The sequence below is a fragment of the bacterium genome (genome assembly GCA_021372775.1).
GTDB lineage: Bacteria > Acidobacteriota > Polarisedimenticolia > J045 > J045 > JAJFTU01.
This window is the reverse complement of the sequence record JAJFTU010000248.1, coordinates 1-16440: the sequence shown is the minus strand read 5'-3', so window position 1 is coordinate 16440 and position 16440 is coordinate 1. Positions and strand designations below refer to the sequence as shown.

The following is a 16440-nucleotide window of genomic DNA, read 5'->3' as shown; positions in this document are numbered from 1 at the left end:
GCTTTGATCTTGGCGTTGGCGGCCGTGGCCGCCTTCGGCGCCTGCAACAGCAGCTCCGGCGGCCCGAACGACTCCCGGAACGAGATCTCGTTCGTCGGGTCCTCCCCGTCCGAGGCCTGCATCGACGGCGACGGCACGACGGACACCGAGGGGCACGTCACGTTCACCAACGTGCCGATGACGTTCAACTTCCAGTCGCGGATCGTCGGCTCGGCCGACACCTCGGCCTTCAACGACGTGCTGCTCTCGTCGGTGGACATCGCGTTCGACCCGCCGGGCGTCGGCCAGCCGGCCAGCGTGACGAAGGCGTTCAACGCGACGATCCCGGTCAAGGGGACCGGCAACGGCTCGGTGAGCGTCCTCACCGCCGCGGACGTGGCGAACTACTTCAACCTGCTCAGCGAGAATCCCCCGCTGCAGGGACAGATCCGCCTGACGTTCCACGGCCGGGACGCCTCGGGGAACGTGGTCACCGTCTCGGTCCCCGACTCGGTCAACAAGGTGAACTACGCCGTGGCCAGCAGCTGCTCGAGCTCCCTGGCCGCGCAGACGAAACGGAAGTGACCGGCCTCCGCGCCGCGGCGCGCCGCGCGTCCTGACTCCGCCGGAACGGACGATGGGCGCCGCGGCCGCCAAGCCTCCCTTGAAGGACGTCCTCGCCGACGTCGCGCGGGTTTGCCCCGGCGTCGGCGAGGCGCTTCTTGTGGACGGCCAGGGGATGCTCGTCGAGCGGTTCATCGCCGCCGCGGGCGGTCCCGACCCGGAGGAACTCGCCGTCGAGACGATGGCCGCGGCGCTCGTCATGGGCCGCGTCGCCGGCGCGGGACGTCTCGGGCGGCCGGCGGAATGGGTGCTGGCGGCCGAGCGCGGCACGCTCGTCGTGCGGCGGATCGCCGTTCTGGACCTGTTCCTGATCCTGCGCATCCCGCTCGAGGAATGGATCGGCCGGGCGCGCTTCGCGGCGCGGATCACGGCCGGACGGATCGTGGAGGCGCTGGCCTGACGCGCCGCGCGCGGTCTGTGACACAATGAGTCCGCGGACCGTCGGCGACCGGAACGGTCCGGACGGCGGCCTTGACCGAACGGGGGCGGGCCGCCACGTTTGACGGCGGAAGGCCGTGGGTCGCGGCCGAGGCGGGAGACGATGTCGGAGCGAATCGGCGATCTGCTGCTGGAGGAGGGGCTGGTCACGCCGGAGGCGTTGCGCCAGGCCCTCGAACGGCAGAAGGCGGAGGGGGGGAAGGTCGGCTTCCACCTCGTCAGCCAGGGGAGCGTCACCGAGGAAGACCTCGTGCAGATGCTCTCCGAGCAGTACGGCATCCCGGCGATCGACCTGCGCTCCCTCTACCCGCACGTGGACCGCGAACTGCTGGCGCAGATTCCCGAGCAGCTCGCCTCGCGCTATCAGGTCTTCCCGGTCCACAAGGCGGGGAACGTCCTGACCCTCGCGATGTCCGATCCGACGAACGTCGTGGCGCTCGACGACATCCGCTTCCGCACCGGCTGCGAGGTCGAGCCGGTCCTCGCCAGCGAGTTCGCGCTGCGCGAGGCGATCGCCAAGTCGTACGAAGAGCGGCGGATGGAGCTCTTCGGGGCGGAGATGGCGGCGGAGGCCGCGGCGGCGGACGCGGAGGGGGGCGCGGCGGCCGAAGACCTCGAGCTGATGTCGGACGAGGACGAGATCGACGCCGGCAACCTCGAGGTGCAGTCGGAGGACGCGCCGGTCGTGCGCGTCGTCAACAAGATCCTCGTGGACGCGATCCAGCGCGGCGCGTCGGACATCCACGTCGAGAGCTACGAGAAGGACTTCCGCGTGCGGCTGCGCGTCGACGGCGTGCTCTACGAGTACATGAAGCCGCCGATGAAGCTGCGCGACGCGATCATCAGCCGCCTGAAGATCCTGGCCAAGCTCGACATCGCGGAGCGGCGGCTGCCGCAGGACGGCCGGATCAAGATCAAGATGCGGCTCGACGGCCGGACGCGCGAGATGGACTACCGCGTCTCGACCGTGCCGGTGCTGTTCGGCGAGAAGGTCGTGCTGCGGCTCCTCGACCGGGAGAACCTGGCGCTCGACCTGACGAAGCTCGGCTTCGAGTCGGAATCGCTCGAGAAGTTCACCAAGGCGATCCTGAAGCCGTGGGGGATGGTCCTCGTCACCGGCCCGACCGGGTCGGGCAAGACGAACACCCTCTACTCGGCCATCGGACGGGTCAACACGCCCGAGACGAACATCATGACCGCCGAGGACCCGGTGGAGTTCAACCTCCACGGGATCAACCAGGTGCAGACGAAGGAGGCGATCGGGCTGACCTTCGCCGAGGCGCTGCGCGCCTTCCTGCGCCAGGACCCGAACATCATCCTGATCGGCGAAATCCGCGACTTCGAGACCGCGGAAATCGCCGTCAAGGCGGCGCTCACCGGCCACTTGGTCCTTTCGACGCTGCACACCAACGACGCCCCCTCGACGATCAACCGACTGATGAACATGGGCATCGAGCCGTTCCTCGTCGCGACGTCGGTGAACCTGATCTGCGCTCAGCGGCTCGTGCGGCGCGTCTGCCGCGACTGCAAGCAGGAGATGCCCGTTCCGCCGCGCGCCCTCGTGGACATCGGCTTCACCCCCGAGGAGGCGGAGACGGCGAAGGTCTTCAAGGGACGCGGCTGCCCGACCTGCAACAACACGGGCTACAAGGGGCGCGTCGGCCTCTTCGAGGTGCTGGAGATCAGCGACGAGATCCGCGAGATGATCCTCACCGGCTGCTCGGCGCTGGAACTGAAGCGGCGGGCGATCGAGGAGGGGATGATCTCGCTGCGCCATTCGGGACTGACCAAGATCGCGGACGGCGTGACGACGATCGACGAAGTCGTGCGCGAGACGGTTCTCTGAGCTCGACGCGGGGAGGCGGGAAGTGACGGTCACGCTGCAGCAGTTGCTGAAGACGATGGTCGAGCAGGGAGCGACCGACCTGCACATCACCACCAACTCGCCGCCGCAGATCCGCATCGACGGCGAGCTCGTCCCGCTGCAGTTGCCGCCGCTCGGCGCGGCGGAGACGAAGGCCCTCTGCTACTCGGTGATGACCGACCAGCAGAAGCACCGCTTCGAGGAGAACCTCGAGCTCGACTTCTCGTTCGGCATCAAGGGGCTGGCGCGCTTCCGCGCCAACGTCTTCAACCAGCGGGGCGCCGTCGGCGCCGCCTTCCGCACGATCCCCTGGGAGATCAAGTCGTTCCAGGAGCTCGGGCTGCCCGAGACCGTCTCCCAGCTCGCCGAGCGGCCGCGCGGCCTGGTGCTCGTCACGGGGCCGACCGGCTCGGGCAAGAGCACGACGCTCGCCGCGATGATCGACAAGATCAACCGCGAGCGGCAGTCGCACATCGTGACGATCGAGGACCCGATCGAGTACCTGCACTCCCACAAGCGCTGCCTCGTCAACCAGCGGGAGATCGGGACCGACACGCGCTCCTTCCCCGCGGCGCTGCGCTCGGTGCTGCGGCAGGACCCGGACATCGTGCTGATCGGCGAAATGCGCGACCTCGAGACGATCGAGTGCGCGCTGCGGGTGGCCGAGACGGGCCACCTGACGTTCGCCACGCTGCACACCAACTCGGCCGCGCAGACGATCAACCGCATCATCGACGTCTTCCCGCCGAACCAGCAGCCGCAGGTCCGCTCGCAGCTCTCGCTGACCTTGGAGGGAATCCTCTGCCAGGCGCTGCTGCCGCGGTCCAGCGGGCACGGGCGCACGCTGGCGATGGAGATCCTGATCCCCAACACGGCCATCCGGAACCTGATCCGCGAGGACAAGGTCCACCAGATCTACGCGATGATGCAGTCCGGGCAGTCGAAGTTCGGGATGCAGACCTTCAACCAATCGCTGGCCACGCTCTACTTCCGCCGCCTCATCACGCTGCAGACCGCGCTGGCGGTCTCGCACAACGCCGATGAGCTGCAGGAGATGATCAACCGCGGCGTGGGCACGCTCGGAGCCCCCGTCGCGCCGCCGGCGGCGGGCCCCGGCGCCCGCCGCTGAAACGGCCGTAAAGCCCTCGGCGCGCCGCCGCGCCGGGAGGGAGCGGAAGATGCCGACCTACGCGTGGAAAGGAAAGACCCGCACCGGCGAGATGCGCGAGGGGACGATGCAGGCGTCCAGCCGCGCGGAGGCGATCGCCGCCCTGCGCCGCCAAGGCGTGACGCAGGCGACCGTCGCCGAGCGGGGCAAGGAACTGGCGCTGCCGAAGCTGCGCGGGTCGGTCGGCAGCAAGGACATCGCCGTCTTCACGCGTCAGTTCTCGGTGATGATCGACGCCGGCCTGCCGCTGGTGCAGTGCCTCGAGATCCTCGCCGGCCAGCAGTCGAACAAGGTCTTCGCGGCCGTCCTCACCGACGTGCGCCAGGACGTCGAGTCGGGGTCCACGCTCGCCGACGCGATGCGCAAGCACCCGAAGGTCTTCGACGACCTCTACGCCAACATGGTCGCCGCCGGCGAGGCCGGCGGCATCCTCGACACGATCCTGCAGCGCCTCTCGACCTACATCGAGAAGGCGGTGAAGCTCAAGGCGGCGGTCCGCGGCGCGTTGGTCTACCCGGTCTCGGTCATCGTCATCGCCTGCGTCGTCGTCTGGGTCATCCTGACGTTCGTCATCCCGGTCTTCGCCGACCTGTTCGCCGGCCTCGGCGCCCAGCTGCCGCTGCCGACGCAGATCGTCGTGAACCTGTCCAACTTCCTCCGCAGCTGGTGGTGGCTGGTGCTCGGCGTGATCGTCGCCGCGGTCGTGCTCGTGCGGCAGTACTACCAGACGCCGCAGGGGCGGCGGACGCTCGACGCCTTCATGCTCAAGTTCCCGGTCATCGGGACGCTGCTGCGCAAGATCGCCGTCGCGCGCTTCTGCCGCACGCTGGGCACGCTGACCAGCTCGGGCGTGCCGATCCTCGACGGGCTCGACATCACCGCCCGCACCGCCGGCAACGCCGTCGTGCAGGAGGCGATCCAGAACGTCCGCAAGGAGGTCGAGCAGGGAAAGACGATCAGCGAGCCGCTGGCCAAGTCGGGCGTCTTCCCGTCGATGGTCGTGCAGATGGTCCAGGTCGGCGAGCAGACGGGCGCGATGGACACGATGCTCTCCAAGATCGCCGACTTCTACGAGGACGAAGTGGACGAGGCGACGCAGAACCTGCTCTCGCTCCTCGAGCCGCTGATCATCCTCTTCCTCGGCGTCGTCATCGGCGGCATCGTCATCGCGATGTACATGCCGATGTTCTCGCTGATCAGCAAGATCGGCTGAGTCTCCTCGGCGGGGGGCGGGCCGCGCGGCCCGCCCTCCCGCCGCGCCTCCGATGAGCGTCCTTCGCCGCCTGCGGTACCTGAACTGGGGCCGGATCGTCGCCGTCACGACGCTGCTCGTGGCGGCGTTCATGATCGAGCTCCTCTTCATGCCGGAGCGGCCGCTGCGGCGGCTCTACTTCCTCGCCGCGGCGGTCTACGCGGCGGTCGCGGTCTACGCCGCCCTCGACCGCTTCTTCGGCGACCGCCCGTGGCTTCCCGCCGTCAACATCGCCGGGGACGCGCTGCTCATCGCCGGCTTCGTCGTGGCGAGCGGCGGGGCCCTCTCGCCCCTCTCGTTCCTCTTCGCGCTGCCGGTGATGGTCGCGGCGGCGGTCTGGGGGCTGCGCGGCGGCGCGTTCGCCGCGGGGGGCGTCTGGTGCCTCTACGGCCTGATCGTGCTCCGGGACGTGCTGCGGCTGCCGTCCGCGGACCTTCCGCCGGGGCGCGTGATCTACGCCGTCGTCTCGCACTTGATCGGGCTCGTGCTGCTCGGCGCGCTCGGCGGCGCGCTCGCCGACCGCCTGCGGAGCGCGAGCGACGAGATCGAGCGGCAGCGCGGGACGCTGGCCGACCTGACGGCGCGCCACGAGCAGATCGTCGCCTCGATCAACACCGGCCTTTTGACCACCGATCCGCAGGGACGGACGGCGTTCGTCAACCGCGCCGGCCTCGAGATCCTGCGGTGTCCCGCCGCGGACGTCCTCGGGCGCTCCGCGGCGGAGCTCCTCGGCCTGCCGCCGGGCTTCCTCGAGGAGGCCCGGGCGATGGAGCGCGCCGGCAAGAAGGCGCGCTTCGAGCGGCCGTGGCGGCGTCCGGGCACGGGGGAGGAGCTGCTCCTCGGCTTCGCCGCGGCGTCGCTGCGCGCCGAGGCGCCGGACGAGTCGGGCTGGCTGATCGTCTTTCAGGACCTGAGCGAGATCGCCTCGCTCGAGGCGCAGGTCCGCACGCGCGAGCGGATGGCCGCGCTCGGCGAGATGGCCGCGGGGATCGCCCACGAGCTGCGCAACCCGCTGGCCGCGATCAGCGGCTGCGTGCAGATGCTCGCCAAGGGGGCGGCCGAAGACCGGCGGAACCTCGCCGACGTCGCGCTGCGCGAGACGGAGCGCCTCAACCGGATCATCCGCGACTTCCTCGAGTTCGCGCGCCCCGGGCCGTTCCGGCCGCGCGCGTGCGATCCGCTGGCGCTGGTCGAGGAGATGTCGCGGCTGCTGCGGAAGAGCCCGGAGATCAAGCGCGGGCAGAACATCGTCGTCGTGGACGGGCCGGGGCGGCGCGAGGCGCTCGCCGATCCGGACCGGCTGCGGCAGGTCTACTGGAACCTCGCCGGCAACGCGCTCAAGGCGATGCCGGACGGCGGGACGCTGACGATCGAGGTCGCGGGGTACGGCGGGGACCACGTCCAGCTCGCCTTCCGCGACGAGGGGCCGGGGATGGACGAGGAGACGCTGGCGCGCCTCTTCCAGCCGTTCCACGGCCGCTTCCGCGAGGGCGCGGGGCTCGGCGCGGCGATCGTCTACCGCATCGCCGAGGAGCACGGCGGCAAGGTGCAGGTCGTCTCGCGCCTCGGGCACGGCACGGAGGTTCGGTTTATCGTTCCGGCGGCGCCGCGCGACGAGGGGAAGCGGGACGCGCGCGGAGCGGAGGCGGAGAGCTGACGATGGCGGTCGTCTTGGTCGTGGACGACGAGCGGGGCATCCGCGAGATGCTCGCCGCCGCGCTCGAGGCCGACGGGCACCGCGTGCTCGCCGCCGCCTCGGGCGAGGCCGCGCTCGAAACGCTCGCCGCCGAGCCGGTGGACCTGCTGCTGACCGACTTGGCGATGCCGGGAATCGACGGCGTCGAGCTGCTGCGCCGCGCGGCGGAGATCGCTCCGGACACGCCGTCGATCGTCGTCACCGCCTACGGCACGAAAGAATCGGCGATCGAGGCGATGCGCCACGGCGCCGTGAACTATCTCGAGAAGCCGTTCGACATCGAGGAGATGGGGCTGCACGTCCGGCGCGCGCTCGGCATGCACGACCTCTCGCTGGAGAACCGGCGGCTCAAGGCGCGCCTCGCCGTCTCGTCCGACCTCGCCGGCCACTCGCCGGCGATCCGCGCGGTGCGCGAGCTGATCGAGCGGGTCGCGCCGACCGACGCCACGGTCCTCTTCACCGGCGAGTCGGGATCGGGGAAGGAGATCGCCGCCCGCGCGCTGCACCGCGCCTCGCGCCGCGCCGAGAAGCCGCTCGTCTCGATCAACTGCGCGGCGATCCCGCCCGACCTGCTGGAGTCCGAGCTGTTCGGCCACGTGCGCGGCGCCTTCACCGGGGCGGACCGCTCGCGCGCCGGCCTCGTCGAATCGGCGGCGGGAGGCACGCTGCTGCTCGACGAGATCGGCGACATGCCGGCCGCGATGCAGGCCAAGCTGCTGCGGGTGCTGCAGGAGCGGCGGATCCGGCGGGTCGGCGGCGCGGAGGAGATCCCGGTGGACGTGCGGATCGTCGCCGCGACCCACCAGGACCTCGAGTCCTTGGTCGCGGACGGACGCTTCCGCGGCGACCTCTACTACCGGATCAACGTGATCCGCGTCCACCTGCCGTCGCTCCGCGAGCGGATGGACGACCTGCCGGACCTCGTCGAGTCGCTCGTCGCGCGCGCCGCGGAGCGGATGGGGCGGAGGATTTCCGGGACGACGCCGGGCTTCGTCGCCGCGCTGGCGCGCCACTCCTGGCCCGGCAACGTGCGGGAGCTGGAGAACGTGCTCGAGCGCGCCGTGGCGCTCGCCGCGGGGGACCACCTCGGCGTCGAGACGCTGCCGCCGGAACTGCTCGACGGCGGGGAGCGGCGGCTCGAGGACGGGGCGCTCCCCGACGGCTTCGACCTCGAAGCGCACTTGGACGCCGAACGGCGGACGCTGATGGCGGCGGCCCTCGCCGCGAGCGGCGGCGTCCAGAAGCGGGCGGCCGAACGCCTCGGCATGACGTTCCGGTCGTTCCGGTACTTCGCGAAAAAGTTCGGCCTTGCCGGGAAAAGTGGTGACGAGGGCGGCGACGAGGACGAAACTTGAACCGGACGCCGATCCCGAGGGGGCGGTGACGCAAAATGTCACCGCGACGGGACGGCAGGGACAAATTGCGGCCCCCCGCGCGGGCGGGCCGTCGCCGAAACGGGGAAATATCGCCCAACAACGGCCATCGCCGCGGGTCGCGGCGCCTCCGGGGCGGTGGCAGCAGGTTTGCTAAAAGAAGCGCCGGGAACCTTCCTGGGAGGTGACGCGACATGAAGAAGAATCGTGGTTTCACCCTGATCGAGCTGCTGATCGTCGTGGCGATCATCGGCATCATCGCCGCCATCGCGATTCCGAACCTGCTCAACGCGATCGACCGCGGCAAGCAGAAGCGGACGATGGCCGACATGCGCTCCATCGGCACGGCCGTCGAGGCCTACGCCGTGGACAACAACAAGTACCCGCAGCACACCGCCGTGGCCCTCAGCGACGACACCGGCACGGGCCAGATGGCCGGCATGTTGACCCCGGTCTACATGAAGAACCTGCCCGTCAAGGACGGCTGGGCGAAGCCGATGGGCTACGTCTCGGCCGACGGCTCCCTCTACACGATCTGGTCCACCGGCAAGGGGGGGCAGGCCGCTTCCAGCGAACCGTCGACTGCGACCGGTGCGACGCAAGCGTTCACCGCGTCGATCATCTTCTCCGGCGGGCAGTTCGTGCAGTGGCCGGAAGGCGTCCAGAAGTAACGATTCATCGCGGGCCGGGGCTCGCGGCGCCTTCCGGGCGCCGTCCCCGGCCCGTGTTGTATCCGGACGGCAGGGGAGGTCGGCGATGAAATCGTTCCATGCCCGGCGACGCGAGGACGGCTTCACCCTCGTCGAGCTGCTGATCGTCGTGGCGATCATCGGCATCCTGGCCGCGATCGCGGTGGTGAACCTGCGGGGGGCGCTCGACCGCTCCCGGCAGACGAAGACGATGGCGACGATGCGCACCGTCGGTTCGGCGATCCACGCCTACCAGATGGACTACTCCTACATGCCGCAGGACGGGAGCGCCGGCGCCACGCTGAAGACCGCGCTCAGCGGAGGGGCGATCCAAGTTGCGGACGTCCAGGACGCGTGGCGGCACGATCTGGTCTACAGCACCGACCAGCACGACTACACGCTGCGCAGCTACGGCAACGACGGCGCGATGGGGCCGGCCGACATCTCGCGCGCGAGCCGCGATCACTACGAGAACGACATCGTCTACGTGGACGGCGTCTTCACCGCCAGCCCCGATCGCTGACGCACCCGGCGAAGCGCTCGGCGGCTCGACGATCCCTCGCCGCGGCGCGGCGATCTGGCGCACAATCTCCGCCATGAACGGGAACGCCACCGCCGTCCGGCGGCTCGCGCCGTGGCTCCTGCCGCCGGCCGCGCTCGCGGCGGCGTGGCTGCTGTGCGGCGTCTTCCGCACCGACGATCTCTACATCTACCTCCGCATGGCCCGCAACGTTCTCGAGGGGCGCGGATGGGGCTTCAACGCGGGCGAGGCGGTCAACGTCGCCAGCTCGCCGATCTGGTTCTTCTCGCTGCTCGGGCGGGGGAAGGTCGGGCTACTCTCTCCGGCCGCGGCGCAAGTGCTCTCCGCCCTCGCCTGGCTCGCCGCCCTCGGCGGCGGGATGGAGCTCGCGCGGCGTCTGGGCGGGGAGCGGGCCCGCTGGATCGCGTTCGCGGCGCTGGCGCTCGATCCGTGGATCGTCCGCTGGTCGTGGAGCGGGATGGAGGCGGGGCTCGCCGCCGCGCTCGCGGCGTGGGGCTTGGCGCTGCGGCTCGACGCCGGAACGTCGAAACGCGCGGCGTGGGGCTCCGGGGCGCTCTTGGCGCTCGCGCCGTTGGCGCGGCCCGAGCTCGCCGTTCTGCCGTGCGCCGTCCTGCTCGCGGAGTGGACGACGCGCCGCGGACGGACGCTGCGCCGCGCCGCGTCGCTCGTCGCGCCGACGGCGGTCTTCGGCGCGGCGTGGCTCGCCTTCTCGCTCGCCGTTTGGGGCTCGCCCGTTCCGTCCACCGCCATCGCCAAGGGGCCGGGGGAGAGCCTCGCCGGGATCGTCGCCTCGCTCGCGCGCACCGGCGCGGTGCTCGGCTCGACGCAGGCGCTGTTCATCGCGGCGGGGCTGTGGGAGGCGCTGCGCCGCGCGCGCGGGGCCGACGACGACGCCGCGTCCGGACGCGCGGCGCTGCTGTTCGCCGCGGGGCTGGCCGGCATCTACGCCCTCTACGGCGTGGTCGTCTACACGCGCTACGTCGCGCCGCTCGTCGCCGCCGTCGTTCCGTTCGGCGCGGCGGCGATCGCCCGCGCGGCGGGTGCGGCGGCGCCGCGGCGGCGCGCCGTGGCCGTCGGCGCGTGCCTCGCCGCGCTGGCGTTCGAGGCGGTCTTCGCGGCGACGGTCGTTGCGCCGCGGACCCGCGCCTACGCCCGCTCGATGGACCAGTGCGTCGCGCCGCTCGCCGCCGAGGTCGCGCGGCGCACGGCGCCGGGAGACCTGATCGCGCTGCACGACATCGGGCTGATGGGCTGGGTCACCGACCGGCCCGTGCTCGACCTCAACGGCCTGGCGACGCCGGCGATCGTGCCGTTCCGCCGCGCCGGCCGCGAGTGGGAGTACGCCGCGCGGCGGCGGCCGAAGGTCCACGTCGCGGTCTCGCCGATTCCCGGCACGCCGGAGGCCCGCTTCGGCGATCTCGAAGGGAAGCTCTTTTCGTCGTGCCGCTTCGAGTGGCTCTTCCCCGGCGGAGAGCGGTGGTTCTACGTGACGGCGTACGATCTGGCGCCGGCGACGCCGACGCCCGCGCCCGGCGCCCCGTCGGGGACGGCGCGGGACGCGGGCGTTCCGCCGCGCGGACCGAGCGCCGCGGGCGGCGCGGCGGCCGAAGGATCGAGATGATGGGAGCGGCGGAGGCGAGGAGCGGAGTCCGCCTGGAAGCGGCGGCGGCGATCGTCGCCGCGGCGCTGGCGTCGGCGTTTCCGCCGGAGGCGTATCCCGAGGCCGGCGCGCTCGCCTGCGTCCTCGCGGCGCTCGCGGCGCTGCGCCTCGGCTCGTCCTTCGTCGCGGTCGGCGTCGCCCTCTCCGCCCTCGCCTTCAACGCCGCCGTCTCGCTCGCCCCGCTGCGCACGCTGGCCGTCGCCGCGGGAGCGCTGCCGCTCGTCGCCGTCTTTCTCTGCGCGCGGCGCTTCGCGCCCCGCGAGCGAAGGGCGCTGGCGTGGAGCCTCGTCGGCGCGGCGCAGGCGGCGCTCGGCGTCGCGCAGCGGCTCTTCCTGCTGCGCCGCATGGCCGCCGCGGCCGCGGCGGCGGGGGCGCCCGCCGACGTCGTGGCGCGCCTCGCCGACCAGCGGCCGTTCGGCACGGAGACGCTCCCCGCGGCGCTCGGCGGACTGCTCGTCCTCGCGCTGGCCGCGTGCGGCCTGCTGTGGCGCGGCGCTTCGCGGAAGTGGCTCGTCGCGGCGGCGGCCGTCCTGCTCGCCTCGGCGCTGGCCCTGACCGGTTCGTTCGGCGCGCTGCTGGGCGGCGCCGCGGGACTGCTCGCGCTGCTCGCCTTCTCGACGCTGCGCCGGCGCCGCGCGGCGTGGATCGTCGCGCTCGTCGCCGTCGCCGCGCTGTTCGCCGGCGTGCTGGCCGCGCGCCCGATGCACGATCTTGGCCTCTCGAATCCGCGCAATCCGCTGCGTCTGCGGGCGGGAAACTGGCGCGGCGCCGTCGTCGCGGCGCGGGAGCGCCCCGTGACCGGACTCGGGCTCGGCGGGTTCGGCGCCGTCTATCCGAACGTGGCGCGGCCGGACGATCTGCCGACCGTCTACGCCCACAACGCCTGGCTGCAGTTGGCGGTCGAGGGCGGCCTGCCCGCGGCGGCCGCGCTCGCGGCGGGGGCGTGGTGGGCTTGGCGGCGCCGGCGCGCGCTGGCCGACCAGGAGCGGCGGTTCGCGGCGGCGGCGGTCGTCGCCTTCGTCGCCCACAACCTCTTCGACTTCACGCTCTTCCTTCCGGGCGTTTCGTGGGCCGCCGCCGCCTTGGCGGGGATCGCCTTCGGCGACGACGGACCGACCGCCGGGCGGCGGGAGACGGCGTCGTCGTCTTCGCCGGACGACGCGTGGAACGCCAAGGCGCGGCGGGTCGTCCGCGTCGCGGCGGTCGGCGGGCTCGCGGCGCTGATCGCGGCCGGAGGCGCGTGGTACGCGCTCGAGGCGCGCGCGCGCCGTGCCCTCGACCGCGCCGACGCGGCCTTCGTCGCCGGAGACGCGGCCGGCGCGGCGCGCGACGCGCTGACGGCGGCCCGCTCTCCGTTGGCGTCCCCCGCGCTGCAGCTCGACGCCGGGCGACTTCTGCTCGCCGCCGCGCCGAAGGCGGGCGGGACGGCGGCGGCCGCGGCCGCGGACGTCGCGGCGCGTCTGAAGCGCTTCGACCCTTACTCGCCCGCGGGGTTCCATCTCGCGGCCGACGCCGAGCTGGCCGCGGGCGAGCCGGGGCCGGCGCTCGTCGATCTGCGGCTCGCCGCGGCGCGCCATCCGGCGGACGGCGCGCTCGCCGCGCAGGCGTCGGCGTTGGAGAGTTCGCTGGCCGCCGCGGGGCTCGGCTCGCGCCCCTTGGAGTACGGAGGCGTTCCGACGCCGGCGACGAACGAAGACTGGGAGCTTTGGGACCTGCTGCTGCTCGGGCTGCAGGCGCTGCTGGCGGCGACGCTCGTGCAGCGCTGGTTCCGCCCGGGCGCCGCCTCGGCGACGATGCTCGCCTTGGCGTTCGTCCTGCTCGCGGTGGTCTGGGGCGAGGGGGGCGCGCTTCCCGGCGCGCGGCTCGGGCGGCAGATCCTCGTCGTCGTCGGCCTCCTCGCGCTGCTGTGGCCGCGGCGCGCGCCGGACGAAGAGCGGCCGGAGGTTTCGCTGCCGCTCCTCCCGATCGTCGCGCTGCTTCCCGCCGTGCTCTGGGCCGCGTTGGCGACGCTCGCCGCGCCCGACCTCGGCATGGCGCGCGACGGCCTTCTCGGCCTGGTCGGCGCCTTGACCGTGCTCGTCCTCTCGTGGCAGGTCGCGCGCGGCGACGATTCGTGGACGCAGGTCGTGCTGTGGGTCTTCGTCGCCTCGGCGGCGCTCGCCGGCGCGCTCTGGATGGTGCAGCGCGGCGCGATCCTCCTCGGCTTCGATCTCGCCAACGCCGAGGTGCCGCTGCGCGCCGACCCGCTCCGTCCGGCGGGGGACTTCCTTCATCCGGGCCACATCGGGACCTACCTCGTCGCCGCCGGACTCGCCGTCGGCGGCTACGCGCTGGGCGAAGACCGGAAATGGCGCTTCCGCTGGGGACTGGCGGCCGGCGCGCTCTGCGTCGTGGGGCTGCTCGGCGCGGCGCGCGCCTCGCTGCTCGCGCTCGCCGCCGGAGGGCTGGTTCTCGCCTTCGTCGCCGCGCGCGGCAGGCAGCGATTGGTCGTCGGGGGCCTCGTCGGGTTGGGGCTCGCCGCCGGGGGCGGCGCCTTGGCCTGGCGTTTCATGAACGGCGTGCCGTTCCCGTACAGCCGCGTCGGCATCTGGCGCGCGGCGCTCGCCGCGATCGGCGACCGGCCGATCTTCGGCGTCGGGCCGGGCGGGTTCCCCGCCGTGGCGCGCGGCTACGCCTTCCGCGATCCGCAGGGGCCGGCGGAGTACGCGAAGCAGTTCCTCGGGCCGCACAGCGACCTCCTCGCCCCGTTCGTCGATCTCGGCGTCGTCGGCGGGATCCTGCTGCTCGCGGGGCTCGCCTGGTGCGTCGCGCGGGCGGCGCGCGCCGTCCGCTCGCGCGGCGAGGACTGGGGCGCCGAGGCGGGCGCGCTGGCGGCGCTCGCGGCGTTCGGCGCGCACGCGCTGGTGGACGACCTCTTCGCCGCGCGTCCGGCCGTCGCGATCGCGTCGGCCGCGCTGCTCGGCGCGCTCGGCGGACGCGCGGGGGCGCGGGCGCTGCGGCTCGGCGTCGCCTCGCGCTGCGTCGTCGCGGTCGCGGCGGTCGTCGCGCTGCTCGCGGGCGAGGCGGCGCCGTGGGGGGCCGACTTCGCGCAGCGGGGAGGGCGGCCCGATCTCGCCGCGGCGCTCGATCCGGCGCGCGTCGTCGCGCACATCGCGGTCGCGCGCGGGGCCTCCGGGCCGGCGCAGCGGCGTCTGGCCGCCGCGGCCGAAGGGATCGAGCGGGCCGGCGAAGCGGCGCGCGGCGGAACGGCGTTCCTCGAGGAGCGCGCGACGTTCGAGGACGCGCTCTGCCGCGGTCCGCTCGCCGAGCGCTCGACCTGCGCGGCGGCGCGCGCGGCGTGGGACGCGGCGATCGCCGCGCGGCCGACGAGCGCGCCGCTCAGACGGGGGCGCGGACGCCTGGCCGCGAGCCTCGGCGACGCCGCGGCGGCGGAGCGGGACGTCCGCGCCGCGCTCGATCTCGAGCCGAACTACCTCGGCGCGCGGCTCGACCTGCTGCGCCTTCTCGCCGAGGGGGGCAAAATCGAGGAGGCCCGGGCGCAGTTCGCGGAACTGGCGCGGCGGGCGCGGCAATGGGACGGCTACAAGCCGGCGAGCCCGCTCGAGGCGACGCTGCTGCGGCTCGAGCCGGACGAACTCCAGAGACTCCGATCCTTGAAGCTGAACTGATGCCCGATCCTCTCGTCAGCATCGTCGTCCTGACGTGGAACTCCCGCGACGTCGCGGAGGAGGCCGTGCGCTCGGCGCTCGCCCAGGAGGGCGCGCCGGTCGAGACGATCGTCGTGGACAACGCCTCGACCGACGACACGCCGAACGCGCTGGCGCGCCGCTTCGGCGACGCGGCGCGGATCGTCCGCCTCGAGCGGAACCACGGATACACCGGCGGCCACAACCGCGCCCTCGCCCTCGCGCGGGGGGAGTTCGTCCTGCTGCTCAATCCCGACGCGCGGCTCGCGCCCGACTTCGTCGCCCAGGCGCTGCCGGCGTTCGCCGATCCGCGGGTCGGGATCGTCGCCGGCCGGCTGATGCGGCCGGACGGCGCGACGGTGGACAGCGCGGGGCTCTTCCTCGGCCGCTCGCGCAAGGTCGTGGACCGCGGCTACGGGCGGCCGCTCGACGCGTCGCTGCTGCGGCCGGGGCCGGTCCTCTCCGCCTGCGGCGCCGCGGCGCTCTATCGGCGCACGATGATCCGCGACGTCTCGGACGGCGCCGACTTCTTCTCCTCCGACTTCTTCGCCTTCACCGAGGACCTCGAGATCGGCTGGCGCGCGTGGCGCGCCGGCTGGAAGGCGGTCTACGAGCCGCGGGCGCAGGCGGTCCACCTGCGCGGCGGCGGGGCGAAGGCGGGACGGCTCGGCAGCTCCTTCTCGCGCGGCGACGACGTGACGCTGATGGCGGCGCGGAACCGCTACTTGACGATGCTGCGCCACGACCGATGGGGCGCGCTGCTGCTCGACGCGCCGTTCGTGCTCGCGCGCGAGGCGGCGCTGTGGGCGGCGCTGCTGCTGAAGCGCCCGCGCGTGGCGCGCCGGCTGCTCTTCGGCTGCGGCGGCGCCTTCGCGCGCGCCCTCTACGCGCGCCGCGCCGATCGGCGCCGGGTCGGCGCGTGGGGCGAATGGCGGCGGGGCGTGCCGCCGCGCGGCGTCTGGAGCTGACGCGATGGAATGGCTCGACGTCGTCCTCGCCGCGGCCGCGCTCCTCCTCGCGTGGGGGACGGCGCGTCTCTTCACGCCCCGCTTCCGCGAGGCGGCGCTCCGCTTCGGCATCGTGGACCGTCCGGACGGCCGGCTCAAGACGCAGCGGGAGCCGGTCGCCTACCTCGGCGGCCTCGCCGTGGCGCTCGGGGTCCTCGTCGCGCTGAGCGTGACCTTCAGCTTCGACCAGAACCTGCTGGCGATGCTCCTCGGCGGATCGATCGTCCTCGTCCTCGGGCTCGTGGACGACCTCGGCTCGCTGAGCCCGCGCACGAAGCTCGCCGGGCAGCTGCTGGCCGCGCTCGTCCTCGTCAAGGGCGGCGTCCGCATCCAGCTCGTCTATCTGCCCGACTGGGTCGAGTACCCGCTGACGCTGCTCTGGATCATGGGCGTCACGAACGCCTTCAACCTGATCGACGTGATGGACGGGCTCTCGGCCGGCGTCGGCGCCGTCGCCGCCCTC

General features: G+C 73.1%; 13 protein-coding genes and 1 pseudogene. All 14 read left to right on the top strand.

Annotation, left to right across the window (positions count from 1 at the left end; translation table 11 throughout):
- The first annotated feature begins 3 nt into the window (after window positions 1-3).
- Window positions 4-564 carry a hypothetical protein gene (locus LLG88_08790; protein ID MCE5246995.1) on the top strand — a complete coding sequence of 187 codons (561 nt, stop codon included), beginning with the start codon at window positions 4-6 and terminating at the stop codon, window positions 562-564.
- A gap of 52 nt (window positions 565-616) precedes the next feature.
- On the top strand, window positions 617-1003 hold the full coding sequence (locus LLG88_08785) for a hypothetical protein (GenBank protein ID MCE5246994.1): 387 nt from the start codon (window positions 617-619) through the stop codon (window positions 1001-1003).
- Between the two features lie 141 nt (window positions 1004-1144).
- Complete coding sequence (gene pilB, locus LLG88_08780) at window positions 1145-2887, top strand: type IV-A pilus assembly ATPase PilB (GenBank protein ID MCE5246993.1); 1743 nt, start codon at window positions 1145-1147, stop codon at window positions 2885-2887.
- 22 nt (window positions 2888-2909) lie between these two features.
- Entirely contained in the window at window positions 2910-4034 is a 1125-nt protein-coding gene (locus tag LLG88_08775; GenBank protein MCE5246992.1) for a type IV pilus twitching motility protein PilT, read from the top strand.
- Window positions 4035-4083: 49 nt separating this feature from the next.
- Window positions 4084-5286, top strand: coding sequence for a type II secretion system F family protein (locus LLG88_08770; protein ID MCE5246991.1), 1203 nt, complete (start codon window positions 4084-4086; stop codon window positions 5284-5286).
- 52 nt (window positions 5287-5338) lie between these two features.
- Window positions 5339-6982, top strand: coding sequence for a PAS domain-containing protein (locus LLG88_08765; protein MCE5246990.1), 1644 nt, complete (start codon window positions 5339-5341; stop codon window positions 6980-6982).
- Window positions 6983-6984: 2 nt separating this feature from the next.
- Window positions 6985-8376, top strand: coding sequence for a sigma-54 dependent transcriptional regulator (locus tag LLG88_08760; protein MCE5246989.1), 1392 nt, complete (start codon window positions 6985-6987; stop codon window positions 8374-8376).
- A 212-nt stretch (window positions 8377-8588) separates the two neighbouring features.
- Window positions 8589-8672, top strand: a pseudogene (locus tag LLG88_08755) (type II secretion system GspH family protein).
- A complete protein-coding gene (locus tag LLG88_08750; protein MCE5246988.1) occupies window positions 8649-9065 on the top strand; it encodes a type II secretion system protein GspG in 417 nt (138 codons plus the stop codon). The pseudogene LLG88_08755 and the gene LLG88_08750 overlap by 24 nt, the downstream one beginning before the upstream one ends.
- Window positions 9066-9150: 85 nt before the next feature.
- Entirely contained in the window at window positions 9151-9606 is a 456-nt protein-coding gene (locus LLG88_08745) for a type II secretion system protein GspG (GenBank protein ID MCE5246987.1), read from the top strand.
- A gap of 73 nt (window positions 9607-9679) precedes the next feature.
- Window positions 9680-11245, top strand: coding sequence for a hypothetical protein (locus LLG88_08740; protein MCE5246986.1), 1566 nt, complete (start codon window positions 9680-9682; stop codon window positions 11243-11245).
- Window positions 11242-14952 carry an O-antigen ligase family protein gene (locus tag LLG88_08735; protein MCE5246985.1) on the top strand — a complete coding sequence of 1237 codons (3711 nt, stop codon included), beginning with the start codon at window positions 11242-11244 and terminating at the stop codon, window positions 14950-14952. The genes LLG88_08740 and LLG88_08735 overlap by 4 nt, the downstream gene beginning before the upstream one ends.
- Complete coding sequence (locus LLG88_08730; protein ID MCE5246984.1) at window positions 14952-15938, top strand: glycosyltransferase family 2 protein; 987 nt, start codon at window positions 14952-14954, stop codon at window positions 15936-15938. Before LLG88_08735 ends, LLG88_08730 begins: the two co-directional genes overlap by 1 nt.
- A gap of 4 nt (window positions 15939-15942) precedes the next feature.
- Window positions 15943-16440, top strand: a 498-nt coding sequence (locus LLG88_08725) for an undecaprenyl/decaprenyl-phosphate alpha-N-acetylglucosaminyl 1-phosphate transferase (GenBank protein ID MCE5246983.1), incomplete at its 3' end; no start/stop codon positions are given.